At 59.9% G+C, this 23549-nt stretch carries 22 protein-coding genes; 7 read left to right on the top strand and 15 right to left on the bottom strand.

Annotation, left to right across the window (positions count from 1 at the left end):
- Positions 1 to 13: 13 nt before the first annotated feature.
- Positions 14 to 919, bottom strand: coding sequence for a LysR family transcriptional regulator (locus tag ACA047_RS23195; RefSeq protein ID WP_497353326.1), 906 nt, complete (start codon positions 917 to 919; stop codon positions 14 to 16).
- Positions 920 to 1032: 113 nt separating this feature from the next.
- Here ACA047_RS23195 and ACA047_RS23190 point away from each other — a divergent pair, with 113 nt between their 5' ends.
- Positions 1033 to 1911: an MBL fold metallo-hydrolase gene (locus ACA047_RS23190; RefSeq protein ID WP_497353324.1), complete on the top strand. Its 879-nt coding sequence runs from the start codon at positions 1033 to 1035 to the stop codon at positions 1909 to 1911.
- Between the two features lie 263 nt (positions 1912 to 2174).
- Complete coding sequence (locus tag ACA047_RS23185) at positions 2175 to 2789, top strand: NAD(P)-dependent oxidoreductase (RefSeq protein ID WP_497353322.1); 615 nt, start codon at positions 2175 to 2177, stop codon at positions 2787 to 2789.
- A 64-nt stretch (positions 2790 to 2853) separates the two neighbouring features.
- On the opposite strand, the gene aauR is transcribed toward ACA047_RS23185, so the two are convergent.
- From aauR to ACA047_RS23135, 10 genes are all read right to left on the bottom strand, one after another.
- Positions 2854 to 4182, bottom strand: a complete 1329-nt coding sequence (gene aauR / locus ACA047_RS23180; protein WP_497353320.1) for a two-component response regulator AauR — start codon at positions 4180 to 4182, stop codon at positions 2854 to 2856.
- Positions 4179 to 6083, bottom strand: a complete 1905-nt coding sequence (aauS, locus tag ACA047_RS23175) for a two-component sensor histidine kinase AauS (protein ID WP_497353319.1) — start codon at positions 6081 to 6083, stop codon at positions 4179 to 4181. The genes aauR and aauS overlap by 4 nt, the downstream gene beginning before the upstream one ends.
- A 157-nt stretch (positions 6084 to 6240) precedes the next feature.
- Entirely contained in the window at positions 6241 to 6975 is a 735-nt protein-coding gene (locus ACA047_RS23170; protein ID WP_497353317.1) for an amino acid ABC transporter ATP-binding protein, read from the bottom strand.
- Positions 6972 to 7643 (bottom strand): amino acid ABC transporter permease, encoded by a 672-nt coding sequence (locus tag ACA047_RS23165; protein WP_497353315.1) that lies wholly within the window; start codon positions 7641 to 7643, stop codon positions 6972 to 6974. The genes ACA047_RS23170 and ACA047_RS23165 overlap by 4 nt, the downstream gene beginning before the upstream one ends.
- On the bottom strand, positions 7643 to 8389 hold the full coding sequence (locus tag ACA047_RS23160) for an amino acid ABC transporter permease (RefSeq protein ID WP_497353313.1): 747 nt from the start codon (positions 8387 to 8389) through the stop codon (positions 7643 to 7645). The genes ACA047_RS23165 and ACA047_RS23160 overlap by 1 nt, the downstream gene beginning before the upstream one ends.
- Positions 8390 to 8547: 158 nt before the next feature.
- Positions 8548 to 9465: a glutamate/aspartate ABC transporter substrate-binding protein gene (locus tag ACA047_RS23155; RefSeq protein WP_497353311.1), complete on the bottom strand. Its 918-nt coding sequence runs from the start codon at positions 9463 to 9465 to the stop codon at positions 8548 to 8550.
- 444 nt (positions 9466 to 9909) lie between these two features.
- Positions 9910 to 11448 (bottom strand): glycerol-3-phosphate dehydrogenase, encoded by a 1539-nt coding sequence (gene glpD / locus ACA047_RS23150; protein ID WP_497353309.1) that lies wholly within the window; start codon positions 11446 to 11448, stop codon positions 9910 to 9912.
- 234 nt (positions 11449 to 11682) lie between these two features.
- Positions 11683 to 12438 carry a DeoR/GlpR family transcriptional regulator gene (locus ACA047_RS23145; RefSeq protein WP_497353307.1) on the bottom strand — a complete coding sequence of 252 codons (756 nt, stop codon included), beginning with the start codon at positions 12436 to 12438 and terminating at the stop codon, positions 11683 to 11685.
- 95 nt (positions 12439 to 12533) lie between these two features.
- A complete protein-coding gene (gene glpK, locus ACA047_RS23140; RefSeq protein ID WP_497353305.1) occupies positions 12534 to 14039 on the bottom strand; it encodes a glycerol kinase GlpK in 1506 nt (501 codons plus the stop codon).
- 65 nt (positions 14040 to 14104) lie between these two features.
- The gene (locus ACA047_RS23135) at positions 14105 to 14956 is read right to left on the bottom strand and encodes an MIP/aquaporin family protein (protein WP_497353303.1); all 852 of its coding nucleotides are present in this window, start codon (positions 14954 to 14956) and stop codon (positions 14105 to 14107) included.
- Between the two features lie 321 nt (positions 14957 to 15277).
- On the opposite strand from ACA047_RS23135, the gene ybaK reads away from it, so the two are divergent.
- Both ybaK and ACA047_RS23125 read left to right on the top strand, forming a co-directional pair.
- Entirely contained in the window at positions 15278 to 15748 is a 471-nt protein-coding gene (gene ybaK, locus ACA047_RS23130; RefSeq protein ID WP_497353301.1) for a Cys-tRNA(Pro) deacylase, read from the top strand.
- Positions 15749 to 15929: 181 nt separating this feature from the next.
- Complete coding sequence (locus ACA047_RS23125) at positions 15930 to 16712, top strand: PhzF family phenazine biosynthesis protein (protein ID WP_497353299.1); 783 nt, start codon at positions 15930 to 15932, stop codon at positions 16710 to 16712.
- A gap of 135 nt (positions 16713 to 16847) precedes the next feature.
- Here ACA047_RS23125 and ACA047_RS23120 read toward each other — a convergent pair whose 3' ends face one another.
- Positions 16848 to 17951 carry an ABC transporter ATP-binding protein gene (locus ACA047_RS23120; RefSeq protein WP_497353297.1) on the bottom strand — a complete coding sequence of 368 codons (1104 nt, stop codon included), beginning with the start codon at positions 17949 to 17951 and terminating at the stop codon, positions 16848 to 16850.
- Positions 17948 to 18868, bottom strand: a complete 921-nt coding sequence (gene argF / locus ACA047_RS23115) for an ornithine carbamoyltransferase (RefSeq protein ID WP_497353295.1) — start codon at positions 18866 to 18868, stop codon at positions 17948 to 17950. The genes ACA047_RS23120 and argF overlap by 4 nt, the downstream gene beginning before the upstream one ends.
- Positions 18869 to 19271: 403 nt before the next feature.
- Here argF and plzR point away from each other — a divergent pair, with 403 nt between their 5' ends.
- From plzR to grxD, 3 genes are all read left to right on the top strand, one after another.
- Positions 19272 to 19559 (top strand): PlzR type 4 pili assembly inhibitor, encoded by a 288-nt coding sequence (plzR, locus tag ACA047_RS23110; RefSeq protein ID WP_497353293.1) that lies wholly within the window; start codon positions 19272 to 19274, stop codon positions 19557 to 19559.
- 131 nt (positions 19560 to 19690) lie between these two features.
- Positions 19691 to 21799, top strand: a complete 2109-nt coding sequence (locus ACA047_RS23105) for a molybdopterin oxidoreductase family protein (RefSeq protein WP_497353291.1) — start codon at positions 19691 to 19693, stop codon at positions 21797 to 21799.
- A gap of 100 nt (positions 21800 to 21899) precedes the next feature.
- On the top strand, positions 21900 to 22241 hold the full coding sequence (grxD, locus tag ACA047_RS23100) for a Grx4 family monothiol glutaredoxin (protein WP_497353289.1): 342 nt from the start codon (positions 21900 to 21902) through the stop codon (positions 22239 to 22241).
- Between the two features lie 180 nt (positions 22242 to 22421).
- Here the strand turns inward: grxD and bfr are convergent, their stop codons facing one another.
- Complete coding sequence (gene bfr, locus ACA047_RS23095) at positions 22422 to 22895, bottom strand: bacterioferritin (protein WP_497353287.1); 474 nt, start codon at positions 22893 to 22895, stop codon at positions 22422 to 22424.
- Between the two features lie 197 nt (positions 22896 to 23092).
- Complete coding sequence (locus ACA047_RS23090; RefSeq protein WP_497353285.1) at positions 23093 to 23311, bottom strand: bacterioferritin-associated ferredoxin; 219 nt, start codon at positions 23309 to 23311, stop codon at positions 23093 to 23095.
- Positions 23312 to 23549 lie beyond the last annotated feature (238 nt).

Below are 23549 nucleotides of genomic sequence, written 5' to 3'. Positions count from 1 at the left end.
ACAGGGATATTGTTTACAGCCCCACATCCCACTCAGGCGTCTCGGGGAATTTGAGTACCAGAAAATCCAGCATGCTGCGCAGCGTCGACGGCATGTGCTTGCGTGATGCATACACCGCGTACATGTTCATTTGCCGCGGTTCGGCGTGGGCCACCAGGCGGGTCAGTTCGCCGCTTTTGATGTGGGTGCCGGCCTGATAGCTGGGCAGCATCGCCACGCCCGCGCCCGCAATGGTCGCCCGCAGCAGGGTGCTGGCCTCGTTGGCGCTGATATTGCCCTGCACCGGCACCGAGACCTGCTCGCCGTCCTGCTCGAAATGCCACAGGCTCTTGCCGAAGTAGGAGTGGGTCAGGCAGTTGTGCCGGCTCAGGTCCTCCACCCGCAGCGGTGCGGGGTGTTCGCGCAGGTAATCGGGCGAGGCGCAGATCACCGAGCGGCAGACCGTGAGGCGCCGGGCGATCAGGTTAGGGTCCAGATCGTTGCTTACACGGATCGCCAGGTCGATGCGCTCATCCACCAGGTTCACGGTGCGATCAAGCATCTGCAGGTCAACGCTTACCCCGGGGTATCGCCGGACGTACTCGGCCATGGCGGCGGCCAATTGGGCCTGGCCGAACGAGGTGCTGGCGCTGATGCGCAGCATGCCCCGTGGCGCGTCGTGCGGCGTGCTGACGGCTGCTTGCATATCGCCGGACAGCTCCAGCATCTGCCGGCAGCGCGGCAGGGTCTCCGTACCGGCGGCGGTCAGGCTCAGCTTGCGGGTGGTGCGGTGCATCAGCCGGGCACCGACCCAGTCTTCGAGCTCCGCCAGATACCGCGACACCACCGGCCGCGACAGGTCCAAATGTTCAGCCGCCGCCGACTGGCTGCCCAGGTCCACTACCGTGACGAACACCTGCATTGCTTGTAGACGATCCATGATTTGCCCGATTTCAGAAACAAACTATGTTCCAGCATCGCATTTTTTGGAACGAGCCAGGTAACTAAGCTCTGTCTCATCCCCTTTCGGGTTTTTGGACAACGGAGCACAGCATGACCGTATTTACCCCACTCAAGCGCCTGCTGCTGGCGACCACCGCCCTGGCCTTCACAGCCCACGCCTGGGCCGCGGACCTGACCCTTGATGTCTACAACCCTGGCGCGGCAGCAATTTTCCCGGTGACCTCGGTATTGGTCAGCGGCGAAAAAGAGGCGATTCTGGTGGACGCCCAGTTCGGCAAGTCCCAAGCCGAACAGGTTGTGGAAAAAATTCGCGCCAGCGGCAAACAACTGACCACGATTTACATCAGCCATGGCGATCCAGACTACTATTTTGGTTTGCAAACCCTGACCGCTGCGTTCCCTGAGGCCAAGGTGCTGGCATCCGCGCCGACCGTCGAGCACATCAAGCAAACCGCAGAAGGCAAGCTGAAATATTGGGGGCCGATCTTGAAGGCTGACGCACCGGCCAAAACCATCGTGCCTCAGGTACTCAAGGGCGACAGCCTGACCCTGGAAGGCAAGCGCTTGCAGATAGTCGGCCTTCAAGGCCCGCAGCCGGACCGCAGTTTCGTGTGGATTCCATCGATCAAGGCCGTGGTTGGCGGTGTGGTGGTGGCTGAGAACATTCATGTCTGGATGGCCGATACCCAGACGCCGCAGTCCCATAAAGACTGGCTGGCAACCCTGGCGGGCATTGAAAAGCTGCAACCGAGCACGGTGATCCCGGGCCATTACCTGGGTGAAAGTGCCCGGACCCTGGCCCCGGTGACATTCACTGCCGGTTACATCAAGGCTTTTGACGAGGAAACCGCCCGCGCCAAGGACTCCGCCGCGCTGATCGCCGCCATGAAGCAACGCTATCCGAACCTGGGTGAAGACAGCTCCCTGGAGCTCAGTGCCAAGGTTGCCAAAGGCGAGATGAAGTGGTGAAAACCTACGGGGCTGCCTGACTGAAGGGGGCTCGGTTGAAGCGCTTTTGTGGCGAGGGAGCTTGCTCCCGCTGGGCTGCGCAGCGGCCCCAAAACCAGAACATCCATTGCCCCTGACACACCGCATGAACCGTATTGCGACTGCTTCGCAGCCGAGCGGGAGCAAGCTCCCTCGCCACAACGGTGTTCATACCGCAAAGACTTGTCATGTCTGTTTCAAGCAACAGTTTCAATCGCATCTATGTGTAATCACTGGAGAACATCATGAGCAAAATCGCAATCATCGGCGCCACCGGTCGTGCTGGCAGCCAACTGTTGAAAGAAGCTTTGCGTCGCGGTCACAGCGTCACGGCCATTGCCCGCAATACCGCAAAAATCGGCAAAAGGGCCGGGGTGGTCAGCAAGCAGTTGGACGTGTTGGACAGCGAGGCGTTGACCGCGGCGGTGACCGGCCACGACGTGGTGATCAGCGCGGCCCACTTCTCCACGGTGCCGGCCGACAAGGTCATCGCTGCGGTGAAGGCGGCTGGGGTCAAGCGGTTGTTGGTGGTGGGCGGGGCCGGTTCGTTACTGCTGCCGGACAACAACCGTGTGATCGACAGCGAGGGCTTTCCAGAGGCATACCTCGCCGAAGCCAGCGCCGGTGCGTTGTTTCTGGATGTGCTGCGCAAGGAACAGGAGCTGGACTGGACTTTTCTCTCGCCCTCGGCGGAGTTCGTCGAAACCGAGCGCACCGGTCAATTCCGTATCGGCGAGGATCACTTACTGTTCGACGACGCCGGGCGCAGCTGGATCAGCTTTGCCGATTACGCCATTGCGATGATCGATGAAGTGGAAACGCCGCAGTTTTCGCGGGCGCGGTTCACCGTCGGTTACTGATCTTGCACGGCCTGTAGCATCAGCCGTGGACCTTTCCCCAGGCGCTGACCAGCACCGCCTTGGCCTAATGGCTCAGGCCATATTTTTTGACTTTGTCGAACAGTGTGGTCTTGGCCATGCCCAGCTCCAGGCTGGCCTGGGTCAGGTTGCCACCGCTGCGTTGCAAGGCGTCCACCAGCAAGTTGCGCTCGAAGGCTTCCACCGCTTCGGCGAAGGCCAGGCCCTGGCTGCCGCTGCTGGCGCCAGACTTCTTGAAGGCCGGCAGGCCGAGGGCGTAGCGTTCGGCGACGTTGCGTAGTTCCCGCACGTTGCCCGGCCAGTCATGGCTCATCAGGTTCGACAGGGTCTGGTTGTCCAGCTCCGGCACTGTGCGGTCGAAGCGCAGGGATGACTGCTGAAGAAAATGTTTGAACAGCTGCAGGATGTCTTCGCGCCGTTCGCGCAGGGGTGGCAGCTCCAGGGTCACCACGTTGAGGCGGTAATACAAGTCGCTGCGAAACTGCCCGGCCCGGCCCATTTCGTCCAGGTCGGACTTGGTGGCGGCGATTACCCGGCAATCCACGGCCACGCTCTGGTTCGAACCCAGGCGTTCAAGGGTGCGTTCCTGCAACACCCGCAGCAGTTTGATCTGCAACGGCAGGGGCATGCTTTCCACTTCATCGAGAAACAGCGTGCCACCATCGGCGTGCTCGATCTTGCCGATCCGGCGTTTGCCGGCGCCGGTAAAGGCATTGGCCTCATGGCCGAAAATCTCGCTTTCGAACAGGTTCTCCGGCAGGCCGCCGCAGTTGAGCGCGACGAACTGTTTGCCGTGGCGTCGGCTGAAGTCATGCAGGCAACGGGCGACCAGTTCCTTGCCGGTGCCGGTTTCGCCTTCGATCAGCACGTTGGCCGAGGTGTCGGCGACGTTGGCGATCAGCGCTCGCAGGTGCTGCATGGCCGGCGAGCGACCGATGATCCGGCCTTCCAGTGAATCGCGTTCGGCCAATTGCCGGCGCAGCGATGAAACCTCCCGGGCCAGGCCGCGCTGCTCCAGGGCGCGGCGGGCGACGTCCACCAGGCGTTCTGGGGAGAAGGGTTTCTCCATGAAGTCATAAGCGCCTTTTTGCATGGCGTCGACGGCCATGGAGATGTCGCCGTGACCGGTGATCAGCACCACCGGTAGGCTGCGGTCCCGTGCCTTGAGGCGGGTCAGCAGCTCCAGGCCATCGATGCCCGGCAGGCGAATGTCGCTGATGACGATGCCGGCAAAGTCATCGCCGACCCGCTCCAGAGCCTCTTCGGCACTGCCCACGCCGATGCAGGGAATGTCTTCCAGGGTCAGGGCCTGTTGGCAGCCCAGCAGGACATGGGGGTCGTCTTCGACGATCAGTACGCTCAGGTCGTTGTTCATAGCGGCTCGGCAGGTGAAAGGCTTACCAACGGTAAACTGAGGACAAACGTGGTTCCACTGCCCTCAACCGGGTACTCGACGCCCAGGTATCCGCCCGTGGCGGCGGCCAGGCTCGCCGAGAGCGTCAGGCCCAGCCCCAGGCCTTGTTCGCCGGGTTTGGTGGTGAAGAAGGGTTCGAACAGATGCTTGCGCGTCTCTGGATCGATGCCGTGGCCGTTGTCCCGTACCCGCAGGCGGTATTTGCCGTCGCTGGTTTCACCTTCAAGCCATAGTCGCGGCTCGGGTTGGGTCTGCATGGCGTCCAGGGCATTACCGATCAGGTTCACCAGGATCTGTTCCAGGCGCGTCTGGTCGATTTGCACCTGAACGTCCTCGAAAGCGGCATGGACCTGGATATGCGAGCTCTCGAGGCGGGCGCCCAACAGTTGCAGCGCGGCCTCGACCGCCTTGCCGAGGCTGGCCTGGCCCTGGTCGTCCCCGCGCCGGGCAAAGGAGCGCAGGCTGGCGGTGATCCGGCCCATGCGATCGATCAATTCGTTGATGGTCTTGAGGTTGGTGCTGGCGACATCCAGTTGGCCACGCTCCAGGAAGCGCACGGTATTGCCCGACAGGGTGCGCAGTGCGGCCAGCGGTTGGTTGAGTTCATGGGCGATGCTGGTGGACATCTGGCCGATGGCCGCCAGTTTCCCGGCCTGCACCAATTCGTCCTGGGCCCGACGCAAGGTCTCTTCGGCTTGCCGGCGTTCGCGAATCTGGCCCTTGAGCCGTTCGTTGCTGGCCCGCAGGTCGGTGGTGCGTTCGGTAATCCGACGTTCCAGCTGATTGTTGGCTTCCTGCAAGGCTTCGCGGGCGGCGAGGCGGGTGGCGATGACCTTGCGCCGCTCGTTCCAGGCGATCAGCAGGAACGCCACCAGGGCGAAGGCCACGGCCACCAGGATGCCCTGGTTGATTGCCTGGCGACGCAGGTCTTCCAGCGGAGTCAGCAGGGTGAAACTCCACGGTGTGTCGCTCAAGGGCCGGGTCTGTGACAAGTAGCTGATGGCCTGCTCGTCAGACACCAGTTCGGTGTTGGCCGGGAACGTCAGCTTCTCCATGCCTTCGGCCAATCGTTCCCGGGCCAGGGGGATCAGTTCGTTCAACGGGAACCAGTAATACTGCAGGCTGCGGGCCAGGCGCTCCTTGGTTTCATCACTCAGCGGCCGCACGGACCTGAGCCGTCGCGCCGGGTCGCTGGACAAAATGATGATGCCATTCTCATCGCTGACGAACGCCTCCAGGCGTGCCCGCTGCCAACGTTCTTCCAGGGCTTCGAGGCGCACCTTGACCGCAGCGACGCCGATGATCTTGCCCTGTTCTTCCAGGCCATGGGCCAGATAGTAGCCAGGCTCGCCGTTGGTGCTGCCGATGCCATAGAAGCGCCCGGGCTGGCCGCGTACGGCGTTCTGGAAATAGGCGCGAAAGGACAGGTCTTCACCCAGGTAACTGTCGACGTCGCGCCAGTTGCTGGTGGCCATGACCCGGCCGGTGGTGTCCATCACGTAAATGGCCCGGCTGCGGCTGCGTCGGTTCAGGCCTTCGAGGTATTCGTTGACGGCCTTGCGATGCTCGGGCGTCGGGTCGGCGAGCAGTTGCGAGACGCTGGATTCAAGCTCCAGCAAACTGGGCAGGTAGGTGTACTTGCTGATCTCGCTCTCGACCGCACGGGCGTGCAGCTCCAGCTGACGCTCGCCGTTCTCGGCAAGGCCGCGAATGCCATAGTGCTCGCTGATCCAGAAGCCGACGTAACCCAGGCCGATCATCAGGGCAATGATCAGCGGCGGCAGAAACAGATGACGGATCAGGCGGGGTTTCACGGCGAGTGATGGCGGCGCGGCGCGATAGAGAGTGGGGTCGCATTTCATCACAGAAGCCTTGGGTCAACCACAACACTTACTAGAGAACACCGCGGTCCCTTGTGGGAGCGGGCTTGCTCGCGAAAGCGGTGGATCAGTCACATGGATGTTGAATGTGCTGCCCTCTTCGCGAGCAAGCCCGCTCCCACAGAGGGAGCGGTGTTGTTTAGTGCTGCAGGATTTTCTCAAGGAAATGCTGCGCACGTTCGGAGCGGGCGCTGATGTCGCCGAAGAACTCTTCTTTCTTGCAGTCTTCGATGATCTGGCCCTGGTCCATGAAGATCACCCGGTTCGCCACTTTGCGGGCGAAGCCCATTTCGTGGGTCACGCACATCATGGTCATGCCTTCGTGGGCCAGTTGCACCATCACGTCGAGCACTTCGTTGACCATTTCCGGGTCAAGGGCCGAGGTCGGTTCGTCGAACAGCATCACCACCGGGTCCATCGCCAGGGCACGGGCAATCGCCACGCGCTGTTGCTGACCGCCGGAGAGCTGGCCCGGGTGCTTGTGGGCGTGCGCGGAAAGACCGACCCGCTCAAGCAATTGCAGGCCTTTCTGGGTGGCTTCTTGCTTGCTGCGGCCCAACACCTTGATTTGCGCGATGGTCAGGTTTTCGGTGATGGTCAGGTGCGGGAACAGCTCGAAATGCTGGAACACCATGCCTACGCGCGAACGCAGTTTCGGCAGGTTGGTCTTCGGGTCGGCGATGGACGTGCCGTCGACCACGATGTCGCCTTTCTGGAACGGCTCCAGGGCGTTCACACATTTGATCAGCGTGGACTTGCCCGAACCCGACGGCCCGCACACCACCACAACCTCACCCTTGCTGACCTCGGTGCTGCAATTGGTCAGTACCTGGAAGTCCCCATACCACTTGTTGATGTTCTTGATAGAGATCATACGGCGAACCTTTTTTGCAGACGCTTGACCAGCAGCGAGGCGGCAAAGCTGATTGTGAAGTACACGAGACCTGCGACGATCAGGAACTCATTGGCGCGGCCGATGATGTCGCCATTGGCCCGCGAAGCATTGAGGAAGTCCACCAGGCCGACCGTGTAGACCAGCGAGGTGTCCTGAAACAGGATGATGCTTTGTTGCAACAGCAGCGGGGTCATCTTGCGAAACGCCTGGGGCAGGATGATCAGGCGCATGGTCTGGCCATAATTCATGCCCAGTGCCTGGGCGGCGCCCATCTGGCCCTTGGGGATCGCCTGCACGCCGGCCCTTACGATTTCGCAGAAGTACGCCGCCTCGAACATCATGAACGCCACGACGCAGGAGCCGAACGCACCGATCGGTGTGTCTTCGCCGGTGATCCAGCGCAGCACGAACGGCACCGCCAGGTAGAACCAGGTGATCACCAGCAGCAGCGGGATCGAGCGGAAGTAATTGACGTAGGCGCCGGCAATGTTGGAGACCAGCTTGTTGTGGGACAGGCGCATCAGCGCCAGGATTGTCCCCAGGATGATCCCGCCGACGACGCCCATGGCCATCAGTTGGAGGGTCATCAGCATGCCGTTCCACAAGCCGGGAATGGCCGGGATGACGCCACTGAAATCGAATTCCATTATTTACCCCCCACGGAGATCAGGCCGGGCACCGCGACTTTCTTCTCGACCAAGCGCATGAGCAGCATCAGGGTCATGTTCAAGGTGAAGTAGATCAGCGTGGCCAGGGTGAAGGCTTCGAACAGGTTGGCGGAGAACTCGGCGGTCTGTTTGGTCTGCGCGAGCAGTTCCATCAGGCCGATCAGCGAAGCCACGGACGTGTTCTTGAAGACGTTGAGGAATTCCGAAGTAAGTGGCGGAATGATGATTCGGTAGGCCTGGGGCAGCAGCACGTTCCAGTAGATCTGCGGCAGCTTGAAACCCATGGCGCGGGCGGCGGACTCCTGACCGCGCGGCAGCGCCTGGATACCGGTGCGAACCTGTTCGCAAACCCGGGCGGCGGTGAACAGGCCCAGGCACACGACAACGCTCAGGTAGGCCGAGGTGGTCGGGTTCAGGTCCTGCTTGTACCACTCCTGCAGGTTTTCAGGCAGCAGGTCGGGCACCAGGAAGTACCAGATGAACAGCTGAACCAGCAGCGGCACGTTGCGAAAGAGTTCTACGTAGCATGTGGCGATACCCGACACCAGCCGGTTCGGCACCGTGCGCATCACGCCCAGAACCGAGCCCAGCAGCAGGGCGACAATCCAGGCCACGATGGCGATGGCGATGGTCCAGCCCAGGCCGGTCACGTACCAGTCGAGATAAGTCTCGCTGCCCACGCCGGTGGACTTGAAGAACACGCCCCAGTCCCAGTTGTAATTCATTAGGGTCTCCCCTCAGATCGTTCGATGTACAAATGCTTGACTGCCAGGCACACACGATCGGCTCGACAGCCACCGTCCGAGTGCTTCCAGAATTGCCAGCAGGGAGTGACACCCCCTGAAAGGGCCGAGCCCCTTCAGGAGATAAGGTTAGTCAGAAATCAGGATTTCTTGTCGTCAGCCGCTTTGTCGGTCGGATTGGCGATCAGTACCTTGAGCTCTTCGCTCATCGGGAAGTTCAGATTCAGACCTTTTGGCGGGATTGGCTGCATGAACCATTTTTCGTAGATCTTGTTGATCTCGCCCGACTTGTAGGTCGCGACGATGGCATCGTCCACAGCCTTTTTGAACGGCTCGTCGCCTTTGCGCACCATGCAGCCGTAGATTTCGTAGGACTGTGGCGTACCGGTTACGGCCCAGTCATCGGCCTTCTTGGCCTTGGCGGCTTCACCGGCCAGCAGGGCGTCGTCCATCATGAACGCGACGGCCCGGCCCGATTCCAGCATCTGGAAGGATTCGCCGTGGTCTTTGGCAGAGATGACGTTCATGCCCATCTGCTTGTCGGCGTTCATTGCCTTGAGGAGGCGCTCGGACGTGGTGCCGGCGGTGGTCACGACGTTTTTGCCCTTGAGGTCGTCGAAATCCTTGTACTTGGAGTCTTTCTTGGACAGCAGGCGGGTGCCGATCTCGAAGATGCCAATGGAGAAGTCAACTTGTTGCTGACGCTCGACGTTGTTGGTGGTGGAACCGCACTCCAGGTCCACGGTGCCGTTCTGCACCAGCGGGATACGGGTTTGCGAAGTCACCAGGTTGTATTTGATCTGCAGGTTGGGCAGGTCCAGGTCTTTTTTGATGGCTTCGACGACTTTCATCTGGATGTCGTGGGAGTAGCCGACCGGTTTGCCGGAAGCGTCCGCGATGTAGGAAAACGGAATGGAAGCGTCGCGATGCCCAAGCGTGATAACGCCGGACTCTTTGATCTTTTTCAGCGTGCCGGTCAGTTCGGCTGCGAAAACCGGAGTGCTGATCAGAGCGGCAGCAATGGCTGCGCCCAGGAGAAGATGGGGAACGATACGCATCGATGTTTCCTCGACATTGTTTTTTTTATTTAGCCGGTTCGTCGGCCCTGAGTGCTTCGAATGCCTGGCAGCTCCTGTTGTGTTGCGTGCAGGCATTCGTCTCCAAGAGTGTAGAGCATGACTCATGCCAGGCCTGGAGCTCATGGTTAACGTGTTGTTTTTAATGGTAATTAATGTTTTGTTGCGGATTTTTGGCAACCAGATCATCCGGTTAGCCGAATTGATGGGTGGGTCGCGTTCGGAAAACCGAATATATTTACGGCTCACATCAATCCCTGTGGGAGCGAGCCTGCTCGTGATAGCGGTATGTCAGACCCGTTGATGTGGAGGCCGATGGCCCCATCGCGAGCAGGCTCGCTCCCACAGGGGATAAACGGGGATTGCAGAATGCAAAAAGCCCCTGAATCGCAGGATTCAGGGGCTTTCGTGTAAGCGGTTAACCGATCAGGCCGCTTCGATCTTGCGGCGATTGTGCTCAACCTTATTCAGGTACTGCTGCAGTTTCTCCTGTTCGGCCGGGGTGGTGAACAGGCCCAGTTTGCTGCGGCGCCAGAGGATGTCCTGGGCATCGATGGCCCATTCGTCGCTGCATAGGTAGTCGACTTCCCGGGTGTACAGGCCCGCACCGATGTGTTCGCCCAGGTCGCCGAGGCTGTGCACGCCTTCGAGCATGCGCCAGGTGCGGCTGCCGTAGGTGGTGGCCCAGCGGCGAGCGATGTCAGTGGGCAGCCAGTCGAACTTGTCGCGCAGCGCCGAGCACAGCGCCTGCGGGGTGGTCATGTTTTCGCCGCCGGGGAGGGCAGCTACGGCGGTCCAGCTCGGGCGCATCTGAGTGAAATACGGGGCCAACTGTGCCATGGCCGACTCGGCCAGCTTGCGGTAGGTGGTCAGCTTACCGCCGAACACCGACAGCAACGGGGCTTCTTCGCCACTGCCAGAGAGCGCCAGGGTGTAATCCCGGGTGACGGCCGACGGGTTGTCGGATTCGTCGTTGCACAGCGGACGAACACCGGAATAACTGTGCAGGATATCGTCGCGGCTGATCTGCTTTTTGAAGTGAGCGTTGACCACCTTCAGCAGGTAATCGGTTTCGCCATCGGTAATCGTCACTTTGGCCGGGTCGCCCGTGTATTCGCGGTCGGTTGTGCCGATCAGGGTGAACTGGTTCAAGTACGGAATGGTGAACACAATGCGCTGGTCTTCGTTTTGAAGAATGTGCGCGTGCTCGCCTGCGTAGAGTTTCGGCACAATCAGGTGACTGCCCTGGATCAGGCGGATGCCGTAGGGCGACTCCATCTTCAGGTCATCGCGAATGAACTTGGCGACCCACGGGCCAGCGGCGTTCACCAGCGCCTTGGCGCGGATCGAAAACAGGCTGCCGTCGGCGCGTTCCAGATGCAAGTGCCACAAGCCTTTACTGCGGCGGGCGTTCACGCAGCGAGTCCGGGTGTGGACATGAGCGCCTTTTTCCCGGGCAGCCATGGCGTTGAGCACCACCAGGCGCGCGTCATCGACCCAGCAGTCGGAGTATTCGAAGCCTTTGGTGATCTCGCTCTTCAATGCGCTGTCGGCACCGAATTTCAGGCTTTTAGAGCCAGCGAGCTGTTCACGCTTACCCAGGTGGTCGTAGAGAAACAGACCGGCGCGAATCATCCAGGCCGCACGCAAGTGCGGGCGGTGAGGCAGCACGAAGCGCATCTGCTTGACGATGTGCGGGGCCTTGGTCAGCAGCACTTCGCGTTCGGCCAGTGCTTCGCGCACCAGGCGGAATTCGTAATGTTCGAGGTAGCGCAGGCCGCCGTGGATCAGCTTGCTGCTGGCCGACGACGTGTGGCTGGCCAGGTCGTCCTTTTCGCAAAGGAACACCGAAAGACCGCGACCGGCAGCGTCTGCGGCAATCCCCACGCCGTTGATACCACCACCAATGACGGCGATGTCGTAAACCTCAGCGAGAGGGGGCGTAGGCAAGGTAGAAGTGGGCATCGGCTGGCCTCGGGCTCTTTTTCGGCATGTTGGAATATTTGAATTCGAACATTAATGTTCATTTGCGAAAATACTAGCCCATAAATACGGCAACAGCCAGTCGACTTCGATTGAAAATACTGATCAAAGGATGGTGAAAGGAAAATTTACGAACATGAAGAGGATCATGGGGGGCGAAAAACGCTTCTGTGGCGAGGGAGCTTGCTCCCTCGCCACAGGGTACCGCGGGTGAAGTCAGACCACTTCCAGCCTGATCTTGTGTTGGCTCAGCAATTGCGCCAGGGCCGGCACCGGTTGCTGGTCGGTCACCAGGCAATCAATCAGGCTGATGGGGCCCAGGCGGACCATGGCGTTGCGCCCGAATTTGCTCGAGTCGGCGGCCAGCAGCACTTTCCGGGCGTTGGCGATGATCGCCTGGGAGACCCGAACTTCCTGGTAATCGAAATCCAGCAGGCTGCCGTCTTCATCAATACCGCTGATGCCCACCAGGGCGAAGTCAACCTTGAATTGGTTAATGAAGTCCACGCTGGCCTGACCCACCACGCCGCCGTCACGCCGTACGTTGCCGCCAGCTATCAGGACTTCGAAATCGTCCTTGGTGCTGAGGATCGACGCCACGTGCAGGTTGTTGGTGATGACCTTCAGATGATTGTGATTGAGCAGCGCCCGGGCGATGGACTCGGTGGTGGTGCCGATGTTGATGAACAGCGAGGCATGATCGGGGATCTGGGCAGCGATGGCTTCGGCGATGCGTTGCTTCTCGTCGCGCATTTGATCGGCGCGCATGGCATAGGCGGTGTTTTCCACGCTCGAATCGTAGGCGGCGCCGCCATGGTAGCGGCGCAGCAGATTCACTTCCGCCAGTTGATTGATGTCGCGGCGGATGGTTTGCGGAGTGACCACGAATAACTGGGCCATTTCCTCAATACTGACGTAGCCGCGTTCGCGGACCAGTTCGAGGATTTGCTGCTGACGCGGAGGCAGATTCATGGGGCTTCCTTTGGGCTGCCGTGCAAAATTTGCCCATGATGCCGCAGGAATCCACTCCCGACCAGTTTCAAGCCGTCATTGCGTCTGGCTTGGGCTTATTCAGCGTCTTCGTGGGGTTCCCAATCGCGGGTGCGGCTGACCGCTTTCTTCCAGCCACCGTAGAGTTTTTCTTTCGCCTGCTCGTCCAGTTGCGGTTCGAATTCGCGCTCGATCACCGCTTTGCCACGCAGTTCTTCCAGGCTGCCCCAGAAGCCGCACGCCAGGCCGGCCAGGTACGCGGCGCCCAACGCCGTGGTTTCACGCATTTTCGGGCGTTCGACCTGAGTACCGAGAATGTCGGCCTGGAACTGCATCAGGAAGTTGTTCGCCACCGCGCCGCCGTCTACGCGCAGGGCCTTGAGGCGTTCGCCCGAATCCTGCTGCATCGCGTCGAGTACATCGCGGGTCTGGTAGGCAATCGACTCCAGCGCTGCACGAATGATGTGATCGACGCGTACGCCGCGGGTCAGGCCAAACAGCGCGCCACGGGCATAGGGGTCCCAATACGGTGCGCCCAGGCCGGTGAAGGCGGGCACCAGGTACACGCCGTTGCTGTCCTTGACCTTGTTGGCAAAGTATTCGGTATCGAAAGCGTCGTTGATGACTTTCAGTTCATCGCGCAGCCATTGAACGGTGGAACCGCCATTGAATACCGCCCCTTCCAGAGCGTAGGCCACTTCGCCGCGGGGGCCGCAGGCGATGGTGGTGAGCATGCCGTGATTGGATTTGACGGCCTTGTCGCCCGTGTTCATCAGCAGGAAGCAGCCGGTGCCGTAGGTATTTTTCGCCTGGCCTGGTTCCACGCACATCTGGCCGAAAAGAGCGGCCTGCTGGTCACCGGCGATGCCACCGATGGCGATGCCGCTCTTGGTGTGGCCATAAATTTCCGAGGACGACTTCACTTCTGGCAGCATTTGGCGAGGGATGTCGAGGATGTCGAGCATCTTCGCGTCCCACTCCAGCGAGTGAATATTGAAGAGCATGGTGCGCGAGGCGTTGGTGTAGTCGGTGACGTGGACCTTGCCACCCGTAAATTTCCAGATCAGCCAACTGTCGACGGTGCCGAACAGCAGTTCACCATTGCGCGCACGCTCGCGGCTGCCTTCGACGTTGTCCAGGATCCACTTGAGCTTGGTGCCGGAGAAATACGGGTCGGTAACCAGACCGGTGGTTTCGCTGATGTATTGCTCGTGACCGTCGCGCTTGAGCTGCTGGCAGATCTCGGTGCTGCGCCGGCATTGCCAGACGACGGCGTTATAGATTGGCCGGCCGGTGGTCTTATCCCACACCACGGTGGTTTCACGTTGGTTGGTGATGCCGATGGCGGCGACTTGATCATGATGCAGGCCAGCCTGGGCCAGGGCCTCGACCATGACCGCGCTCTGGGTCGCGAAGATTTCCATCGGGTCGTGTTCGACCCAGCCGGCCTGGGGGTAATGCTGGGCGAATTCGCGCTGGGCGGTGCAGACCACGTTGGCATCACGGTCGAAAATGATCGCGCGCGAGCTGGTCGTACCCTGGTCGAGGGCAATGATGTAGTTCTTGTTCTGAGTGTCGGTCATTTCGATTGCCTTGGGACGTAAATAAAAGGAAAGGCCATGAAGGGCGGCAGCATGCGCCCATGGTTTCAGGACGTTCTGGGCTTGCCGTCAATGGCCGGTTTTGCATCCTTTGTAGCAGTTATGGCGCTGGGCAAATGGCGGGAAATCAGCCCGCGATAGGCAGCAGCACCCAGGCACGCACCAAAAATCGGTGCAAAAATCGGAACCAGGAAGTACGGGATGTCGCGTCCACCCGTGAGGGAAATTTCACCCCAGCCAGCGAAGAAAGTCATCAGTTTAGGGCCGAAGTCGCGCGCCGGGTTCATCGCGAAGCCTGTCAGTGGCCCCATCGAGCTGCCGATCACCGCAATCAGCAGGCCGATCAGCAGCGGCGCCAGCGGGCCGCGAGGCAGGCCATTGTTATCATCGGTCAGGGACATGATCACACCCATCAGGATGGCGGTGATGATCATTTCCACCACGAAGGCCTGGCCGGTGGACAGTGCCGGGTGCGGGTAGGTCGAGAACACCGAGGCCAGTTCGAGGCTGGCTTGCGTGCCACGAATCATGTGCTGGGACTGTTCGAAATCGAAAAATAGATTGCTGTACAGCGTATAGACCAGGAGCGCACCGCAGAAGGCGCCGGCAACTTGGCTAACGATATAGAAAGGTAGTTTGCGCTTCTCGAAGTCGGTGAAAATGCATAGGGCAATGCTGACGGCAGGGTTCAGGTGGGCGCCCGAAACGCCTGCGCTGAGGTAAATCGCCATGCTGACGCCGACACCCCAGATGATGCTGATTTCCCACAGACCGAAACTCGCACCTGCGACCTTGAGCGCTGCAACGCAACCAGTGCCGAAAAAAATCAGCAGGGCAGTCCCCAGAAACTCGGCCAGGCATTGGCTGCTAAGGGATGGCTGTTGTAAAGCAATTGTCATTCAAACCTCGGTTTTTGTTGTTGTCCGGCGCGTTCGACATATAGCTCGATAGCGCGTTTCTCCGAGGCAGGATCCCCATCCTGGTCTCGGGGTGTTGCTTGAGACATTCGTTGTGGCTTTCAGTTTCGAAAAAATATAGACAAGAAACGCTGGTGTCAAAGGTCGAAAGTGAACCATTGGTCACATTTCAACTATTCGTGGCGTGAATGACGCATTTATCGACATGGCCGCTTCGGTACTGACAGCCCAGTCGCGAAGTCTTTTGGCGGACGATGGCTTAGAATCGCCCCACTCTTTTTGATTTCCTTGTCAGGAGCAGTCATGACACCCGCGTTGGATCTGCTTAAGAAAGTGCGCGCCGAACATCGCATTCACAGTTACGAACACGATCCCAAGGCAGCGTCCTATGGCTTGGAAGCGGCTGAAAAGCTCGGGCTGGATCCGGCGCAGGTGTTCAAGACGCTGTTGGTGGCCAGCGAAAAAGGTGAGTTGTTGGTGGCGGTGGTGCCAGTGGCCGGGAGCCTGGATTTGAAAGCCCTGGCCCATGCTGCCGGCGTCAAGAAGGTCGAGATGGCCGCCCCGGCCGCCGCCCAGCGCTCAACTGGTTATCTGCTCGGCGGCATCAGCCCGCTGGGGCAGAAGAAGCGGCTGCGTACTTTCATTGATAACTCTGCCCAGCCGTTCGCCAGTATTTTTGTCAGTGCGGGACGGCGGGGTTTGGAGGTAGAGCTGGCGCCTTCGGTACTGGCGGAGCATACCGGGGCGAAGTTTGCGGCTATCGGGCGGGCCTGAAAAAGCTGAGTGGCTGCTGCGCAGCCAAGCGGGAGCAAGCTCCCTCGCCACAATGGTGTAGGGCTGAGGCCTTGGCAGGATTTTCACTCTAAGCTGTAGGGTGAAAATTGCGCTGATCTGTCACTGGAAAACCGGGAGCTCGGGCCCTCATGCTGGCGCATCAATAAAAAGGAGAAGTGCCATGCAGCTTGCGTTTCATCAGGTCGATGCGTTCAGTGACCGACCGTTTGGCGGTAACCCGGCGATGGTCTATCGGCTCGGCGCCTGGCTTGCCGATGACTTGATGCAAAAGATCGCCGCCGAACATAACCTGGCTGAAACCGCTTTTCTGGTGCGCGAAGGCCAGTATTGGCATATCCGCTGGTTCACCCCCACCACTGAAGTCCCTTTATGTGGGCATGCCACCTTGGCCAGCGCCTACGTGCTGTTCGAGGTCTACCACGAAACCGCCGAACGACTGGATTTCATCTGCAAGTCCGGGCCGTTGAGCGTCAGTCGCGAAGGCGATCGCTTGTGGCTGGATTTTCCGGCCATTGTACCGAGTGAATTGGGCGCGTCCCTGGCTGTCCAGAATGCCCTGGGGGTCGAGGCAGTGGATGTGCTGAGCTCCAACGAACTGTTCGTGGTGCTGGAGTCGGAGCAGGCGGTGCTCAATTGCAAGCCGGACATGGCGGCCCTGGCAAAATTGCCATGGCCGGGTGCCATCGTGACTGCCCCGGGAACCAAACATGATTTTGTCTCACGCTACTTCGCCCCTGCCATCGGCATCAACGAAGACCCGGTGACCGGTTCGACCCATTGCAGCCTGATTCCCTATTGGTCCCGACGCTTGGGCAAGCAGGCGCTCACGGCTTATCAGTGCTCGGCCAGGGGCGGGGCATTGTTCTGTCGACTGGAGGGCGAGCGAGTGAAGATTGGCGGGAATGCGACGTTGGTGGCCAGTGGAACGTTGATGCTGGGTTGATAACATTCCTGCGAGGGATTTAATCCCCGCTGGTCTGCGCCCTGTAGGCGCTGGCGAAGCCTGCGATCTTTTGATCTTTCGCTTGGGACTCAATTGGCAGGGGAAAGATCGCAGCCTCGTTGCACTCGTCAGCTCCTACAGGCTGTAGCGCCGCACGCCACTTTCCACCGGTGGTATGTGCGCTGCCGTACTGCCCGACGCCTGGAACAGCACCAGGTGTTCAGCCGCCACGCGGATACCGACACTGGCCCCGATCTGATGGTCGGAATGGCTCGGGAAGATCGATTCCAGTTGGGCGCCTGTCGGCAATTGCAGGCGATACAAGGTTGAAGCCCCCAGGAACGTCTTGCCGACAATTTTGGCGGTGAGCGGGCTGTCCGGTGCGTAGACGATATCGTCCGGGCGCAGCAGCACGTCCACCGCGCCGCCGATGGGCCAGGTGTAGGCCCGGTTACCGCGCAGGACGCCCAGCTCGGTCTGCACCGATTCCGGGCTCTCAAGCTGCCCGCGAATGAAGTAGCCCTGGCCAATGAAGCTGGCGACGAAGGGTGTCAGCGGTTCGTGGTACAGGTTGTAGGGCGTGTCCCACTGTTCCAGTCGACCTTCCTTGAACACCCCGACATGGTCACTCACGGCGAAGGCTTCTTCCTGGTCGTGGGTGACCAGGATCGCGCTGGTGCCGCGGGCCTTGAGAATGTCCCGTACCTCATGGCTAAGCTTGCGTCGCAGCTCGCCATCGAGGTTGGAGAACGGCTCGTCGAGCAATAGCAACTGCGGCTCCGGTGCCAGTGCACGAGCCAGGGCCACACGCTGTTGCTGACCGCCGGACAGCTCATGGGGAAAGCGCTTGCCCAGGTTCTTCAGGTTGACCAGTTCCAGCAGTTCTTCGACCACGCGATCCTTGTTCGGATGCTTGCGAATGCCGAAGGCTATGTTCTCGGCCACGCTCAGGTGAGGGAACAGCGCGTAGTCCTGGAACACCATGCCGATGCGGCGCTTTTCCGGGGCGAGGGTGAAACCGGCGCGGGAGATGGTTTCTCCGGCCAGTTGGATCTCACCCTCATGCACCGGCTCGAAGCCGGCGATGGCTCGCAACGTTGTGGTCTTGCCGCACCCGGACGAACCGAGCAGGCAACCGATATCGCCGGCATTGAGGTGCAGGTTGAGGTTCTGGACGACCCGCTGGTTTTGGTAACCGCAGGCCAAGTTGCGCAAATTCAGTAACAGCGAATGGCTCATGCGTGGCGGTACGCCGGCTCGACAAGGAACTCAAGCAGGGCCTTTTGTGCATGAAGACGATTTTCTGCCTGGTCCCATGCCACCGAGCGTGGGTCATCCAGCAGGTCGAAGCTGATCTCCTCGCCACGGTGGGCCGGCAGGCAGTGCATGAACAGCACTTCGGCGTCCGCCAGGTCGAGCAGGGCCCGGTTGACCTGAAGCGGGGCGAACAGCTTGAGACGCTTGGCGGTTTCTTCTTCCTGGCCCATGGAGGTCCAGACGTCGGTGCTCACCAGGTGTGCACCGGCCACGGCCTGTTTCGGATCACGAACGACGGTTACCCGCGCTCCGGCCTTGGCGACCAGTTCGGCATTGGGGTCGTAGCCTTCGGGGCAGGCAATGCGCAGCTGGAAGTCGAACTGCACCGCGGCTTCTATATAGCTGTTGCACATGTTGTTGCCATCACCGATCCAGGCCACGGTCTTGCCCTGGATCGAGCCACGGTGCTCGAGGAACGTCTGCATGTCGGCCAGCAGCTGACAGGGGTGCAAGTCATCGGACAGACCGTTGATCACCGGCACGCGGGAATGAGCCGCGAACTCGGTCAGGGTGCTGTGGGCAAAGGTACGGATCATCACGGCGTCGAGCATGCTCGACATGACGATGGCGCAATCGCTGATGGGTTCGCCACGGCCCAGCTGGGTGTCGCGGGGCGACAGGAAGATCGCCTGGCCACCAAGCTGGATCATGCCGGCTTCGAAAGAAATACGGGTGCGGGTCGATGACTTCTCGAAGATCATCCCCAACACACGGTTTTTCAAGGGCTCGAACAGTACGCCGCGGTTACGCAGGTCCTTGAGCTCCACGCCTCGACGGATCACGCTGAGCAACTCATCGGGCGTGAAATCCATCAGGGAGAGAAAGTGCCTTGCGCTCATGATTGACTACCTTTTTGTAACTGACCGCAGATGCTCAAAGCCTTGTTTAATAAAAAAACGGGCGAGACCTGCGGCAAAAGCCGCACGGGGCGACGAAATAGGGGAAGGCGCGATCTTATAAGGAAATGTCGCGTCTTACCAATAGGGGCTACGGTTTTAGGGGATTTCAGCGAAGCCGTCACAGGGCTGCGAGGGCATGTATGGGGCCGGTTTCCTGACAGCAGCGACCCATTTGTACACTGGCGTTGCGCAGCTTGGCAATCAAGCAGGGCGGGCACGGCATCGTTTACGGTAGGTTTGTCGCCTGTCGTCCCATGATTTCGCCTGTTGTTGTCGAGCTTGAAATATTTCCTAATGCAAAGGCCTGGGTTATAAATAAGCCCTTAGACGCAGGAGCCCCGAAATGGATTCGAAAGAGCAACAACTGATGGAACTATTGGGGCTGACGGCACGCTCGCTGACCCACCTGACGGCTTCAATGACGTCCATGTCATTCGAGCTGCTGCGAAGCGAGGATGAGGTGACCAAGGCCGCAGGCCGCCGAATGATTGATCGCATGGCCACCATCAGCAGTGGGCTTGACGAGCATTGGCGGTTGATCGGCGAGCTGACGGGGGTGCCCATCGCTCAAGAACAGGTGCAAACCATCGAAGAAATCCAACTGCAGGCGCCGCCTCCCGAGCAGCCTTGATGCCACTTCATCGGCGGGCCTGATGCCCGGCAATTCACAGGACGAACGTCGCTGGCAAAGGGCTGGATCAGGCGCCATAGTTTTGTTCCCGCGGCCGAAAGCGCCCGCCACGAATAAAACAGAGACTGGCCATGACCAAGACTCTCCACCACCGTGCGTGCCATCTGTGTGAAGCCATCTGTGGCTTGACCCTCGAAACCACCGAAACCGACGGCCAGGGCCTGGCGATCACCTCGATCAAGGGCGATGCGCTGGACAGCTTTAGCCGTGGCCACATCTGCCCCAAGGCGGTGGCCCTGCAAGATATCCAGAACGATCCGGACCGCCTGCGCCAGCCCATGCATCGGGTTGGCAGCGAGTGGCAGCCCATCGCCTGGGACGATGCCTTCGCGCTGGTGGCCGAACGCCTGGCGGGCATTCAGGAACGCCACGGCCAGAACGCGGTGGCGGTCTACCAGGGTAACCCCAGCGTGCATAACTATGGGCTGATGACCCACAGCAACTACTTCCTGGGCCTGTTGAAAACCCGCAGTCGCTTCTCCGCGACCTCGGTGGATCAACTGCCCCATCACCTGACCAGCCACCTGATGTACGGCCACGGCCTGCTGCTGCCGATACCGGACATCGATCACACTGACTTCATGCTGATCCTGGGCGGCAATCCGCTGGCGTCCAATGGCAGCATCATGACCGTGCCGGACGTGGAGAAACGCCTCAAGGCGATCCAGGCCCGTGGCGGCAAAGTGGTGGTGGTCGATCCGCGGCGCAGCGAAACGGCAGCCATCGCGAACCAGCATGTCTTTGTAAGGCCCGGTGGCGATGCTGCGTTGCTGTTTGGTTTACTCAATACGCTGTTCAGCGAGGGCCTGGCCCGCGATAGCCATCTGCCGGTGGATGGCCTGGAAGACGTGCGCCAGGCCGTTGCCACCTTCACGGCAGAAGCCATGAGCCCGCTCTGTGCGGTGCCCGCGCCGCAGATCCGGCAGCTGGCCCGGGACTTCGCCGCCGCGCCGTCAGCGGTCTGTTATGGACGAATGGGGGTCTCGACCCAGGCTTTTGGCACGCTGTGCCACTGGCTGATTCAGCTGATCAACCTGGTGACTGGCAATCTTGATCGCGTTGGCGGGGCACTGTGCACCGAGCCGGCGGTGGATCTGGTCGCCACCACCTCGGGAGGGCATTTCAACCGCTGGCAAAGCCGGGTGTCCGGGCGTCCCGAGTACTCTGGCGAGTTGCCGGTGTCGACCCTGGCCGAGGAAATGCTCACCGAGGGCGAGGGCCAGATTCGTGCGCTGGTCACCGTGGCCGGCAACCCGGTGCTGTCCACCCCCAACGGACGGCAACTGGAGCAGGCGCTGGACGGGCTGGAATTCATGGTCAGCATCGATTTGTATATCAATGAAACCACGCGCTACGCCGACCTGATCCTGCCATCGACCTCGGCATTGGAAAATGATCATTACGACACCACGTTCAACCTCTTTGCGGTGCGCAACGTGACCCGTTTCAACCGGGCGATCCTGCCCAAGCCCGAGGGGGCCCTGCACGACTGGGAGATCTTTGTCGGCCTGGCCAAGGCCTTCGCTGCTCGAACCGGCAAGGAACTCAAACCGACCATGCCGCCGGCGCAGATGATCGATTTCGGCCTGCGGGCGGGGGCGTATGGGGATGCCTCGCCACACAAGCTGTCCCTGGCGACCCTGTTCGACCATCCCCATGGCATTGACCTCGGCGCGCTCAAGCCCAACCTGGCCCTGCGGTTGAAAACCGACAATCAGCGTGTGCAGGCCGCACCCGCGGTGATTCTCGCCGACCTTGAGCGCTTTGCCGCGTTGCAGGCACCCACGCCGGATGAATTGCTGATGATTGGCCGTCGCCACGTGCGCAGCAATAACTCCTGGATGCATAACTTTCATCGCCTGGTGAAGGGCAAGCCGCGTCATCAGTTGTTGATGCACCCCGATGACCTGGCCAGTCGCGGTCTTGTCGACGGGCAGCGAGTGAAGGTCAGTTCGCGGGTGGGCGTGATCGAAGTCGAGGTGCAGGGCAGCCTGGACATGATGAGAGGCGTGGTCAGCCTGCCCCACGGCTGGGGCCATGCCCGGCCGGGCGTGCAGATGACCATTGCCAGCGGGCAGCCGGGTTCCAGTGCCAATGACCTGACCGATGACTGTCAGCTTGACGAGTTGTCCGGCAATGCGGCGCTTAACGGTGTACCGGTGAAGGTGGCGGCTGCGTGAATTTGTCTCTGGGTCAGACCGAGCAGCGGGCTTGGCTTTCCGTTACAATGCGCCACCGTGTCGACAACTTAAGTCGCAAAAGTTTAAGCCGAGGTGCTCCATGGATATCATCGAAACGATTAAAGACCAGATTGCCAACAACACCATCCTGCTTTACATGAAAGGCTCGCCGAATGCCCCACAGTGCGGCTTTTCGTCCAAGGCTGCTCAGGCTGTGATGGCGTGTGGCGAGAAGTTTGCCTACGTGGACATCCTGCAGAACCCGGAAATCCGCGCCAACCTGCCCAAGTACGCCAACTGGCCAACCTTCCCACAGTTGTGGGTGGGCGGTGAACTCATCGGCGGTAGCGACATCATGACCGAGATGGCCGCTGACGGCTCTCTGCAGGCCACGATCAAGGAAGCGGTAGAAAAAGCTGCGGCGAACAAGACTGAAGCCTGATTTGTGGGAGCGAGCCTGCTCGCGATGAGGGAGTGTCAGTCAATACATTTGTGACTGACGCACCGCTATCGCGAGCAGGCTCGCTCCCACAATGGATTGCAGTTGTCTTGAAATCCAGGCAATAAAAAGCCCCGCCTCTCGTAAGAGGGCGGGGCTTTTTATTGGGTTAAACGCGAAGAATTACTCTTCACCCATCTGCGATTGCAGGTAGTTCTCAAGACCCACTTTGTCGATCAGGCCCAATTGGGTTTCCAGCCAGTCGATGTGCTCTTCTTCGGACTCGAGAATGTCTTCCAGCAGTTCACGGCTGCCGAAGTCGCCAACACTTTCGCAAAGGACGATGGCGGCTTTCAGGTCGGCGTGGCCGGTGCGTTCGATACGCAGGTCACACTCAAGCATTTCACGGGTGTGTTCGCCGATTTGCAGCTTGCCCAGGTCCTGGACGTTCGGCAGGCCTTCGAGAAACAGGATGCGCTTGATCAGCTTGTCCGCGTGCTTCATCTCGTCGATGGATTCGTGGTACTCGTGCTTGCCCAGCTTGTTCAGGCCCCAATCCTCGTACATGCGCGCATGCAGGAAGTATTGATTGATCGCGACCAGCTCATTGGCGAGGATCTTGTTGAGCTGCTGGATGACTGTAATGTCGCCTTTCATGGCGAGGCCTGCCCTGTAATAGCTGTGTATAGGGCGAGTTTGAGCCGCGCACCTACGGGTGTCAAACCTAAGTTATTGAATAATAAATGAAAATTAATCGGAATAAGAATGTTTGTGTTCCGCGTCTGGAGGCTAAGCGTTTGATTTACAGGCATAAAAAAACCGGACATTGAGTCCGGTTCCTTGAAAATCCGTTATTACGCGGCAGTAAATTCTACCGGGTAAGGGATCGAGGCCTGGGCGGTTTGCACGTTGGCGAGGGTTTCGCGAACCACTTCCTTGGCAAGGCAGGCACATTTGCCGCATTGGCTGGCTACGCCGGTGGCTTGGCGGACTTCGCGGTAGCTGCAGCAACCTTCATAAATTGCTTCGCGGATTTGTCCGTCGGTGACGCCAGTGCAGAGGCATACATACATAAGTAAGAACCGTCGCTGGTTGTGACTCAATTGAGACGGATCTTAATGTTAACGAGAATGATTGTCAAAGTGGTTTCTGAAACCCTTGCGCCAGAGCGGCCCCAACCTGACGAACGGTTTTAACCATCGCTGAATAAGAGACCCTGGAGTAGGGCGGCGATTTTTGCGCTCACTGAAAAACCGTTGAAGACAGCCCAAATGTGCGGTGTATGATGTTCGGTCCTTGCTAAGCGGGTTC

The sequence above is a fragment of the Pseudomonas sp. LBUM1664 genome (genome assembly GCF_059695895.1).
Note: the sequence above shows the minus strand (reverse complement) of the source record. Positions and strands in the feature narration are given on the sequence as shown.